General features: G+C 31.6%; 16 protein-coding genes. All 16 read left to right on the forward strand.

The genetic code is table 11. From position 1 onward, the window contains the following. The coding region (gene upp / locus ACI3VO_RS15530; protein WP_439758786.1) for a uracil phosphoribosyltransferase at window positions 1-499 on the forward strand (499 nt) is incomplete at its 5' end. Window positions 500-611: 112 nt separating this feature from the next. Continuing rightward, window positions 612-1,055, forward strand: a complete 444-nt coding sequence (locus tag ACI3VO_RS15535) for a deoxycytidylate deaminase (protein ID WP_290687111.1) — start codon at window positions 612-614, stop codon at window positions 1,053-1,055. A gap of 192 nt (window positions 1,056-1,247) precedes the next feature. Continuing rightward, a complete protein-coding gene (locus ACI3VO_RS15540) occupies window positions 1,248-1,475 on the forward strand; it encodes an AtpZ/AtpI family protein (RefSeq protein ID WP_439758787.1) in 228 nt (75 codons plus the stop codon). A gap of 4 nt (window positions 1,476-1,479) precedes the next feature. After that, the gene (locus ACI3VO_RS15545) at window positions 1,480-1,869 is read left to right on the forward strand and encodes an ATP synthase subunit I (protein ID WP_439758788.1); all 390 of its coding nucleotides are present in this window, start codon (window positions 1,480-1,482) and stop codon (window positions 1,867-1,869) included. A gap of 2 nt (window positions 1,870-1,871) precedes the next feature. Next, window positions 1,872-2,576, forward strand: coding sequence for a F0F1 ATP synthase subunit A (gene atpB / locus ACI3VO_RS15550; RefSeq protein ID WP_439758789.1), 705 nt, complete (start codon window positions 1,872-1,874; stop codon window positions 2,574-2,576). Between the two features lie 80 nt (window positions 2,577-2,656). Continuing rightward, window positions 2,657-2,902 carry an ATP synthase F0 subunit C gene (gene atpE / locus ACI3VO_RS15555; protein WP_439758790.1) on the forward strand — a complete coding sequence of 82 codons (246 nt, stop codon included), beginning with the start codon at window positions 2,657-2,659 and terminating at the stop codon, window positions 2,900-2,902. Between the two features lie 95 nt (window positions 2,903-2,997). Further along, the gene (gene atpF, locus ACI3VO_RS15560) at window positions 2,998-3,498 is read left to right on the forward strand and encodes a F0F1 ATP synthase subunit B (RefSeq protein ID WP_439758791.1); all 501 of its coding nucleotides are present in this window, start codon (window positions 2,998-3,000) and stop codon (window positions 3,496-3,498) included. Continuing rightward, a complete protein-coding gene (locus tag ACI3VO_RS15565; protein ID WP_439758792.1) occupies window positions 3,495-4,037 on the forward strand; it encodes a F0F1 ATP synthase subunit delta in 543 nt (180 codons plus the stop codon). Before atpF ends, ACI3VO_RS15565 begins: the two co-directional genes overlap by 4 nt. A gap of 15 nt (window positions 4,038-4,052) precedes the next feature. Then, window positions 4,053-5,552: a F0F1 ATP synthase subunit alpha gene (gene atpA / locus ACI3VO_RS15570; RefSeq protein WP_439758793.1), complete on the forward strand. Its 1,500-nt coding sequence runs from the start codon at window positions 4,053-4,055 to the stop codon at window positions 5,550-5,552. 30 nt (window positions 5,553-5,582) lie between these two features. Further along, a complete protein-coding gene (atpG, locus tag ACI3VO_RS15575; RefSeq protein WP_439758794.1) occupies window positions 5,583-6,449 on the forward strand; it encodes an ATP synthase F1 subunit gamma in 867 nt (288 codons plus the stop codon). Window positions 6,450-6,461: 12 nt separating this feature from the next. After that, window positions 6,462-7,853 carry a F0F1 ATP synthase subunit beta gene (atpD, locus tag ACI3VO_RS15580; protein WP_439758795.1) on the forward strand — a complete coding sequence of 464 codons (1,392 nt, stop codon included), beginning with the start codon at window positions 6,462-6,464 and terminating at the stop codon, window positions 7,851-7,853. 3 nt (window positions 7,854-7,856) lie between these two features. After that, window positions 7,857-8,141, forward strand: a complete 285-nt coding sequence (locus ACI3VO_RS15585; protein WP_439758796.1) for a hypothetical protein — start codon at window positions 7,857-7,859, stop codon at window positions 8,139-8,141. A gap of 84 nt (window positions 8,142-8,225) precedes the next feature. Beyond that, window positions 8,226-8,606, forward strand: coding sequence for a holo-ACP synthase (gene acpS, locus ACI3VO_RS15590; RefSeq protein WP_439758797.1), 381 nt, complete (start codon window positions 8,226-8,228; stop codon window positions 8,604-8,606). An 89-nt stretch (window positions 8,607-8,695) separates the two neighbouring features. Next, window positions 8,696-9,292, forward strand: coding sequence for a germination lipoprotein GerS (gene gerS / locus ACI3VO_RS15595; protein ID WP_439758798.1), 597 nt, complete (start codon window positions 8,696-8,698; stop codon window positions 9,290-9,292). Window positions 9,293-9,549: 257 nt separating this feature from the next. Next, window positions 9,550-9,831: an antitoxin gene (locus ACI3VO_RS15600; protein WP_290691538.1), complete on the forward strand. Its 282-nt coding sequence runs from the start codon at window positions 9,550-9,552 to the stop codon at window positions 9,829-9,831. Beyond that, window positions 9,779-10,189 (forward strand): type II toxin-antitoxin system PemK/MazF family toxin, encoded by a 411-nt coding sequence (locus ACI3VO_RS15605; protein WP_320924865.1) that lies wholly within the window; start codon window positions 9,779-9,781, stop codon window positions 10,187-10,189. The genes ACI3VO_RS15600 and ACI3VO_RS15605 overlap by 53 nt, the downstream gene beginning before the upstream one ends. Window positions 10,190-10,191: the final 2 nt, after the last annotated feature.

Here is a 10,191-nt window from a genome sequence, read left to right on the forward strand (position 1 = left end):
AACAAGAAATTTACCGTTAGAAGAAATAGAAATAGAAACACCTATAACTACAACGAAGTCAAAAGTCATATCTGGTAAAAAATTGGGAATAGTACCAATACTAAGAGCAGGTTTAGGGATGGTTGAAGGATTTGTAACATTAGTTCCAACAGCTAAAATAGGTCATGTTGGTCTATATAGAGATCCAGAAACTTTAAAGCCAGTTGAATATTATTGTAAGTTACCACAAGATATTCAAGAAAGAGAAATGATAATTGTAGACCCAATGCTTGCAACAGGTGGTTCTGCTATAGCAGCTATAGATGTATTAAAGGCTAAAGGAGCGAAAAATATAAAATTAGTAAATTTAGTTGCGGCTCCAGAAGGTATACAAGAAGTACAAAAATATCACGATGATGTAGATATATTTGTAGCAGCAATAGATGAAAAATTAAATGATCATGGATATATAGTTCCAGGATTAGGTGATGCAGGAGATAGAATATTTGGTACTAAATAATTTAATAAAAAAGAGGATCTATACTATATAGGTCCTTTAAAATACTAAAAGCTAAATATTCTATAAATACGTAATAAATAAAATATTTATTATTATGAAAAGAGGATTGAGTATGAGACCATCATGGGACGAATATTTTATGGAAATAGCCGAAATAGTAAAAAAGCGTTCGACTTGTATTAGAAGACAGGTAGGTGCTGTTATAGTAAAGGACAAACAAATCTTAACAACAGGTTATAATGGTTCACCAAAAAAATTAAAACATTGTGAAGAAATAGGATGTAAGAGAGAACAACTTAAAATTCCTTCAGGACAAAGACACGAGCTTTGTAGGGCATTACATGCAGAGCAAAATGCGATAATTCAAGCAGCTCATAATGGAATTAATATAAATGGTTCAACTTTATATGTAACTACGAGACCATGTGTTATGTGCGCTAAAATGTGCATAAATGCGGGTATAGAAAAAATCGTTTACTTAGGAGACTACCCTGATGAGCTATCTAGTGAGATTTTAGAAGAAGCAGGAATAGAAGTTGTTAACTTTAAAAAATAATAATTAAAGATTAAAATAGTGATATACTATAAATGTATAATAAATATACAAAAAATAACATATTCATAATAAAAATAAATATATAATTTTAATTAAATTTATATATTTATTTTAAAAATATGGTAATATATTTAAAAAAAGGCAAAATATATATGTGTTTTGCAAATTAAATCAAAAAGGTGTGTTTATATCATGAAAAACAGAAGTGTATTTAGCATAGTAGCAGAAATGTGGTCCCTAATAACCCAATTAGGTATAATCGTATTAGTTTGTATATTTGGATGCTTTTTTATAGGAAGATTTATAGATTCCAAATTAAATACAGACCCTATATTTATGGTTATATTCTTGGTGTTAGGAGTAGCAAGTGCATTTAACTCTGTGTATAAAGTTCTTCGTAAATACACGAAAGGGAAGTGATTAGATGGATGTCAAAGTATCAAAAGAAGTTAAGGCAGTTACATTAGGTGTTCCGATATTTGATATAGCCGCAGTTATAGTATTGGTGCTTATATCAAAATTTAGTATGCCTATGCTTATTGGGATTATATTTGGTAGTGTCATAGCGATCCTTAACTTTAGACTATTAGCATTGACATTAGAAAAGGCAGTAAATCTACCACCAGGAAAGGCTCAGGCATATACTGGGGTTAGGTATATGATAAGGCTTACAATAACTGCTGCAGCGCTTATTGTATCTGTTAAGAACCCTAATTTACATATAATAGGAACAGCAATAGGATTAATAAGTACTCAAGTTGTTATATTTATAAAAACATTAATAGCATCAAAATTTAAAAGAAAGGAGGTATAGTTGTGAAATACGCACAATGGATTATTACGTTTTCAAATGGTTTTCGTATAAGTGAGACTGTAGTTACAAGTTGGATAATAATGGCTTTCTTAATTATAGTATCATTTTTACTAACTAGAAATTTAAAAGTAGTTCCAACTAGCAAGGTTCAAATAATGTTAGAATATGGAGTTACAACACTAAAAAATCTAGTTGAAAGTAACATGGGTAAGGACATATTTAAAAAGATGCCTAATATGTTCTATTACATAGGCGCATTATTTTTATTCTTTATATGTTCAAACTTAATTGGTTTAGTTGGATTTAAGTCTCCAACAACTGATGTTGATACTACACTTGGATGGGCATTGCTTACTGTATTCTTAATTTATTTCGAGGGTATGAAAGCAAAAGGAATTGCTTATTGGAAAGGTTTATTCGAACCAGTTCCGCTATTATTCCCTTTGAATATAGTTAGTGAAATTGCAACTCCAATATCACTTACATTCCGTCCATTTGGGAACATATTAGGTGGTACAGTAATTATGGGACTTCTTTATCAATTATTAGCATATATATCAACGCTAATACCTGGTGTATCAATCCCATTCTTACAATTAGTGATACCGGTGCCTTTACATCTATACTTTGACTTGTTTGCAGGTTGCTTGCAAGCCTTTATATTTGTAATGTTAACAATGGTATTTGTATCAAATGCAACAGAGTAGTAAGCTAAAAATTTAAAAAATTATCAATTTATCAAAAAAGGAAAAATTAAAAATTTATATCTTTTAAGGAGGAATTTATTATGGAACAAGCATTAATGGTATTAGGATCTGCTATAGGAGCAGGAATCGCAGTTTGCTCAGGTATAGGTTCAGGAATAGGACAAGGATTCGCAGCAGGTAAAGGTGCAGAAGCAGTTGGTAATCAACCAGAAGCTAAAGGGGATATAATCTCTACAATGCTTTTAGGGGCAGCAGTTGCAGAATCAACTGGTATATATGGTCTAGTTATATCTATAATCCTTTTATTCGCAAATCCATGGGTATAAAAAGTTATATAAAAATATTTTTTAATTTACAATTGGGAGGTGTTTGGTCATCTCCTAAATGTAAGTTTTAGGGTTTGTCAAGAGGAGGAATAGTTATGGATTTTAAACCAGTAGTAACCGTATCATGGGAATTATTATTCCAGATTATAAATACAGTTATACTATTCTTAGTATTGAAAAAAATATTATTTAAACCAGTTCTAAATATAATTGAAAAAAGAGAAAATATGATTCAAGAAGATTTAGCAGAAGGTGCAAAAGCTAAGAATGAAGGTATAGCTTTAAAGAAAGAATATGAAGAAAAAGTTAGCATAGCAAAAGAAGAAGGTAGAGAAATTATCAAACAGGCTACTGCTAGAGCCGAAGAAAAATCTAACCAAATAATTTCTGATGCACAAGCTGAAGCAGTTTCATTAAAAGCTAAAGCAACTAAAGAAATTGCTCAAGAAAAAGAACAAGCTATTGCTGAAATCAGAAATGATATATCAGATATAGCTATACTAGCAGCATCTAAAGTATTAGAAGAAGATATAGATAAATCTAAACATGAAGATTTAATCGAAAAATTTATAAAAGAGGTAGGGGAAGCTAAATGATAGATGTAATAGCTAACAGATACGCTGAAGCTCTATTTCAAATAGGTGAAGAAGAAAATAAAATCGATCGCCTATATAATGAACTAAAAGAAGTATCTTCTCTAATTACTACAAATAAAGAATTAAATAATGTTATGAAGTCTCCATTAGTATCAAAATCTGAAAAAATTCAATTAGTCGATGCATTATTTGCAGGAAAAGTAGACAATGACCTAAAGAACTTTTTCAAGGTTTTAATAGAAAAAGGAAGAATTAATTCTTTAAAAGCAATAGAGACTACATATAAGGAATTGCTAAATGAAAAGAACAATATCTTAGAAGGATATGTAATAAGTGCAGTTCCTATGTCTGATGTGAAAATAAAAGAGCTTGAAGGTGAGCTTTCTAAAAAATATAATAAAAATGTTACTTTAGAGAACAAAGTTGATAAGAGTGTCTTAGGTGGAGTCTTGGTAAGACTTGGTAATACTGAAATAGATGGAACAATAAAAACTCGTCTAGATGGTTTAAAAGATCAACTTTCTCAAGTAATTTCGTAGGAGGGCGGTGAACCCATGAACTTAAGACCTGAAGAAATCAGTTCTATAATTAAACAACAAATAAAGAACTATGATAATAAAATAGAATTAACAGATACAGGAAGCGTCCTAAAAGTTGGGGATGGTATAGCTACAGTTTATGGACTAGAAAATGCTATGTCAAGTGAATTACTTGAATTCCCAGGAGAAGTATTTGGGATGGCTCTTAACTTAGAAGAAGACGTTGTCGGTGCCGTTATATTCGGTGATGACAGTGGAATCAAAGAAGGAGATATAGTAAAGAGAACTGGAAGAATAGTTGAAGTTCCAGTTGGTGAAGCTATGATAGGTAGAGTTGTAAGTCCACTTGGTTTACCTATAGATGGTAAAGGACCAATAGCTACAACTAAAACTAGACCAGTTGAAACTAGAGCACCTGGTATAATGGCAAGAAGATCAGTTTACGAACCATTACAAACAGGTATAAAAGCTATCGACTCAATGATACCAATAGGTAGAGGTCAAAGGGAGCTTATAATAGGCGATAGACAAACTGGTAAAACTACTATAGCTCTAGATACAATCTTAAACCAAAAAGGTCAAGATGTTATATGTATATACGTTGCTATAGGACAAAAACGTTCAACAGTAGCACAATTAGTTAATAAACTAGAAAAAGGTGGAGCAATGGATTACACTATAGTTGTTTCTGCAACAGCTTCAGAATCTGCACCACTTCAATACTTAGCACCATATGCAGGAGCTGCAATGGGTGAAGAATTTATGTACAATGGAAAACACGTTCTTATAATATATGACGATTTAAGTAAACAAGCAGTTGCTTACAGAGAAATGTCACTATTACTTAGAAGACCACCAGGACGTGAAGCATACCCAGGAGATGTTTTCTATCTGCATTCAAGATTATTAGAAAGAGCAGCTAAATTATCTGACGAATTAGGCGGAGGATCAATGACTGCTTTACCAATAATAGAAACTCAAGCAGGTGACGTTTCTGCGTATATACCAACAAACGTTATATCAATCACTGACGGACAAATTTACTTACAACCAGAATTATTCTACTCAGGTGTAAGACCAGCAGTTGACCCTGGTATATCTGTATCAAGAGTTGGTGGGGATGCCCAAATTAAAGCTATGAAAAAAGTTGCTGGTACATTAAAACTTTCTTATTCTCAATATAGAGAGCTTGCATCATTCTCTCAATTTGGATCTGACTTAGACGCAGATACAAAGAGAAGACTTGATCAAGGTGAAAGAATCGTTGAAGTTTTAAAACAAGGTGAAAATGCACCTCTTAAAGTTACAGACCAAGTTATGATAATATTTGCTGTTACAAATGGATTTGTAGATGATATACCAGTTGAAGCATTATCTAAATTTGAATCTGAATTATTCAAATTTATAGATGCTAATTATCCTCAATTAAGTGAAAAAATAATGGCAAATAAGGATTTCACAACTGATTTAAGTTCAGCAATAAGTGAATTTAAAAAGACATTTGTTGTTGAATAAGGGTCCTTTTTAAAAAAGGAGGTGAACTAATTGGGAGCTGGAATTAAAGAGATTAAAAATCGTATAAACAGTGTTCAAAGTACGCAACAAATTACAAAAGCTATGGAATTAGTCGCTTCATCTAAAATGAGAAGAGCTAAAGATAGAGCTCTAGCTAGTAGACCATATTTCAATACAATGTACGAAACAGTTAAGGATATAGCTACTAACACAAGAGGTGTTAGAGACGTATTTTTAAAACAAAGAGAAGTAAAAAATAGATGCTACATTGTAATAGCTGGGGATAGAGGTCTAGCTGGTGGATATAACTCAAATATATTCAAGCTTACAACTTCTCATATGGATGGAAAACAAGAAAAGGTTATAGCAGTAGGTAAGAAAGCTGTAGAGTTCTTCTCAAAGAAGGGCTACGATTTATTAGTATCTCAAGATAATGTAGAAAATTGTGATTATGAAAAAACATTAGAAATTGCAAATACTGCAATGGATTTATATAAAAAAGGTGAAGTAGATGAAGTGTACATTTCTTATACAGAATTCGTATCACCTCTAGTACAACGTCCTAAATTAATAAAAATTTTACCATTAGTTTTTGAAAAAGACGAAACTGAAGTAAAATCAAAAGAAGAAGGAAGAAAAGCTAGAGTTCAATATTTACCATCACCAGAGGCTGTCCTAAGTTATATAATACCTAAGTACGTATCAGGAATTATATATGACGGTGTGATAGAATCTTTTGCATCAGAACAATCAGCAAGAAGAAATGCGATGAAGTCAGCATCAGATAATGCAGACGAAATGCTTTCTACTCTAGAATTAAGTTACAATAGAGCTAGACAATCTTCAATAACTCAAGAAATAACAGAAATTGTTGGTGGAGTTGAAGCTCTAAAATAAGGAGGTTAGGAAATGGCCAACGTAGGTAAAATAGTACAAATCGTAGGGGTTGTACTAGATGTTAAATTTGATAATGAACAAAGCCTACCTAACTTATTAAACGCGTTAGTTATAAAGTTAGGAGATAAAGAAATAGTTGCCGAAGTTGCACAACATATAGGTGATGATACAGTTAGATGTATAGCAATGAGTGCAACTGACGGATTAGTAAGAGGTATGGACGCTGTAGATACAGGAAAACCAATAGCTGTACCTGTTGGAAATAAAACTCTAGGAAGAATATTCAACGTTCTTGGTGAACCAGTTGATGGATTTGAAGCTCCAGAAGATGCTCCTAGAGAACCAATACATAAGCCTGCTCCAGAATTCAACGAAATAGCAGATAGTGCTGAAATGCTTGAAACTGGTATAAAAGTAGTTGACTTATTAACTCCATACCTAAAAGGTGGTAAAATCGGTCTATTCGGTGGTGCCGGAGTTGGAAAAACAGTTCTTATACAAGAGCTTATAAATAATATAGCTAAACAACATGGTGGTATATCAGTATTCTCAGGTGTTGGAGAAAGAACAAGAGAAGGTAATGACTTATACTTCGAAATGAAAGAGTCTGGAGTTTTAAATAAAACAGCTCTAGTATTCGGACAAATGAATGAACCACCTGGAGCAAGAATGAGAGTTGCATTAAGTGGTCTTACAATGGCTGAATATTTCAGAGATAAAGAAAACCAAGACGTTTTATTATTCATAGATAATATATTCCGTTTCACTCAAGCAGGTTCAGAAGTTTCTGCGCTTTTAGGACGTATGCCTTCTGCCGTTGGATACCAACCAACACTTGCTACAGAAATGGGTGCATTACAAGAAAGAATAACATCAACTAAACAAGGGTCAATAACATCAGTTCAAGCAGTATATGTACCTGCCGATGACTTAACTGACCCAGCACCAGCTACAACATTCACTCACTTAGATGCAAAAACAGTTTTATCTAGACAAATATCATCATTAGGTATATATCCAGCAGTTGATCCACTTGAATCAACTTCTAGAATACTTGACCCTAATATAGTAGGTAAAGAACATTACGAAGTTGCCAGAGGAGTGCAATCTATACTTCAAAGATATAAAGAATTACAAGATATAATCGCTATACTTGGTATGGATGAACTTAGTGACGAAGATAAGTTAATAGTTGCTCGTGCTAGAAAAATACAAAGATTCTTATCTCAATCATTTACAGTTGCAGAACAATTTACAGGTATTCCAGGTAAATATGTTCCAATAAAAGAAACTATAAGAGGATTTAAAGAAATACTAGAAGGTAAACACGATGATTTACCAGAATCTGCATTCTTATTTGTTGGAACTATAGATGAAGCAGTTGAGAAAGGGAAGGAGTGTTAGTCTATGGCAAGCCAATTTGCATTAGAGATAGTAACTCCTGAAAAAGTCTTTTATAATGATGAAGTTGAAATGGTAATAATGAGAACTACAAAAGGCGATAGAGCTATTTTGAAGGACCATATACCATTTGTAGCAGGATTAGTTGAAGGACAACTAAGAGTAAAAAAAGATGGTAAATTCAGAGAAGGTAAAATTTCTGGTGGATTTATCACTGTTAATAAAGAAAAAACAACTATATTAACAGAAGCTGCTTCATGGGATGATGAGGCTAAAAAAGAAGCATTATAGGATATAATGAATATATGAGGAGTTATCGAAAATAGTTTAGGGCTAAAAAGATAACTCCTTTTAAAATTTTGAGAGGTATCGATTATGAATATACTTGGAATAGGTATAGATATTATAGAGATAGATAGAATAGAAAAGGTTCTAAAAAGAACGCCGAGATTTTTAGAGAGAAACTTCACTGAGAAGGAAGTAGAATATTTTAAACAAAACAATCTTAGAAGCGAAAGTATAGCTGGAAATTTCGCGGCTAAGGAAGCTATAAGCAAAGCTATAGGAACAGGAGTAAGGGGTTTTAACCTAAAGGATATAGAAATCTTAAGAGATGATTTAGGCAAGCCTATTGTAAATACATATAATAATCTAAATGAGATTTGCATAAAATATAGTGTTAAAGAAATAAAGGTTAGTATATCTCATAGTGAGAACTATGCAGTAGCTAACTCTCTAATAATTACTGAAGACTAAAAAATACAATCAAATAAAAAGCTAATAAAAATAATAATTTACCACTAACCTGAATATTAATATAAAAGAAAAGAAGGGAAGTGGTATATGTGTTTAAACGAAAATCAATAGCATTATTTGTCCTATGTATGTGTATAATACTGCCTTTAATAGGATGTAGCAAAGTAAAACAGCAAACCAAAGAAGAGATATATTCTGATTTTCAAAAGAAAATAAACTATATTACATCGTACACGTGTACAGCCGATATAACTGTCATTAACAACAAAAGCCAAAGTAAATACATAATAAATCAAACCTATAAAAAACCATCGTATTACAAACTAGAAATAATAGAACCAGAAAATCTAAAAGGAAAAACTATGGAGTATTATGAGAATAAAATAGTAATTAAAAATCAAAGCTTAGGAGATGTTATAGAATTACCTAAAGTAGGTAATAATAAATTATATCTATTTGTAGGAGATTTTATACAAGATTACGCACGAAAAGAATCTGTCAGAATGAACTTTTACAGTGGAGATCTATTAGCCTTAGAAATAGACATACCAGAGAATATTTATTTCAGCAAGCAAATATTGTATATAGATAAAAAGACTAAAAATCCTGTAAAAATGGAAATACTAGATAATGAAGGCGAGAAAAAATTTATTGTAGAATATACCGATTTTGAGAGTAAAAACTAAATACTTATAAAAATAATCTAGATAACATAGCTTCTAAAAATTTTACAAGAATCTCATTAATACAATTAAGCTAATAACCAGATTAAAATAATTTGTTTTATAACACATAGAGAAGGGTAGTGTAAATAAAAATAATGAAAAGAATACTATTAACTGGATTGTATATTGACATGTGTTAAATGGTAAGAAATGCAATTTTACATTCGTGCATCTATTTGTTAAAATTAGAATAGATAGTATTCCTAGGAGGCGGTTTTGTGAACAATAAGAACAAAGAAAAAATTGTATTTACTTTGCCAGAGGGAATTTTATCTGAAGTAGATAAAATTATTCAAATGGAAAATAGTAATCGAGAGGATTTTGCAAATGCTGCATTTCAGTTTTATATAACTCAAAAGAAAAAAATAAGTTTAAAGGAAACGATGATAAAGGGTTATAAAGAAATGGGTAAAATTAATCTTTCATTAGCTGAATTAGGAATGACAGATGAGATTTCTTTGGATAATAATTCTGAAGGAGACATGGCAAAAGTTGAGTAATCTCAACTCTGAGATAAGAAGAGGAGATTTATATTATGCTGATTTAAGTCCTGTAGTTGGCTCGGAACAGGGAGGAGTTAGGCCTGTTTTGATAATTCAAAACAATATCGGAAATAAATACAGTCCTACTGTAATAGTGGCGGCAATAACATCGCAAATCAACAAAGCTAAATTGCCTACACATATTGAAATAGCTGCCAACGAGTATGGATTAAATAAAGATTCTGTTATTCTCTTAGAGCAGATTAGAACGATTGATAAAAAGAGGCTTAGAGAAAAGATAGGTTGTCTAGATAAGAGTATGATGCTAAAAATAGATAATAGCCTTCAAATAAGCTTAGGCTTATTTAATATCTAAAA

The organism is Intestinibacter sp. (genome assembly GCF_051866655.1).
Taxonomy (GTDB): domain Bacteria; phylum Bacillota; class Clostridia; order Peptostreptococcales; family Peptostreptococcaceae; genus Intestinibacter.

Excerpts from the sequence above, each read along its gene's own strand:
- ACI3VO_RS15535 (WP_290687111.1), top strand. The coding sequence starts at position 612 with ATGAGACCATCATGGGACGAATATTTTATGGAAATAGCCGAAATAGTA.
- ACI3VO_RS15540 (WP_439758787.1), top strand. The coding sequence starts at position 1,248 with ATGAAAAACAGAAGTGTATTTAGCATAGTAGCAGAAATGTGGTCCCTA.
- ACI3VO_RS15545 (WP_439758788.1), top strand. The coding sequence starts at position 1,480 with ATGGATGTCAAAGTATCAAAAGAAGTTAAGGCAGTTACATTAGGTGTT.
- atpE (WP_439758790.1), top strand. The coding sequence starts at position 2,657 with ATGGAACAAGCATTAATGGTATTAGGATCTGCTATAGGAGCAGGAATC.
- atpF (WP_439758791.1), top strand. The coding sequence starts at position 2,998 with ATGGATTTTAAACCAGTAGTAACCGTATCATGGGAATTATTATTCCAG.
- ACI3VO_RS15565 (WP_439758792.1), top strand. The coding sequence starts at position 3,495 with ATGATAGATGTAATAGCTAACAGATACGCTGAAGCTCTATTTCAAATA.
- atpA (WP_439758793.1), top strand. The coding sequence starts at position 4,053 with ATGAACTTAAGACCTGAAGAAATCAGTTCTATAATTAAACAACAAATA.
- atpD (WP_439758795.1), top strand. The coding sequence starts at position 6,462 with ATGGCCAACGTAGGTAAAATAGTACAAATCGTAGGGGTTGTACTAGAT.
- ACI3VO_RS15585 (WP_439758796.1), top strand. The coding sequence starts at position 7,857 with ATGGCAAGCCAATTTGCATTAGAGATAGTAACTCCTGAAAAAGTCTTT.
- acpS (WP_439758797.1), top strand. The coding sequence starts at position 8,226 with ATGAATATACTTGGAATAGGTATAGATATTATAGAGATAGATAGAATA.
- ACI3VO_RS15605 (WP_320924865.1), top strand. The coding sequence starts at position 9,779 with ATGAGATTTCTTTGGATAATAATTCTGAAGGAGACATGGCAAAAGTTG.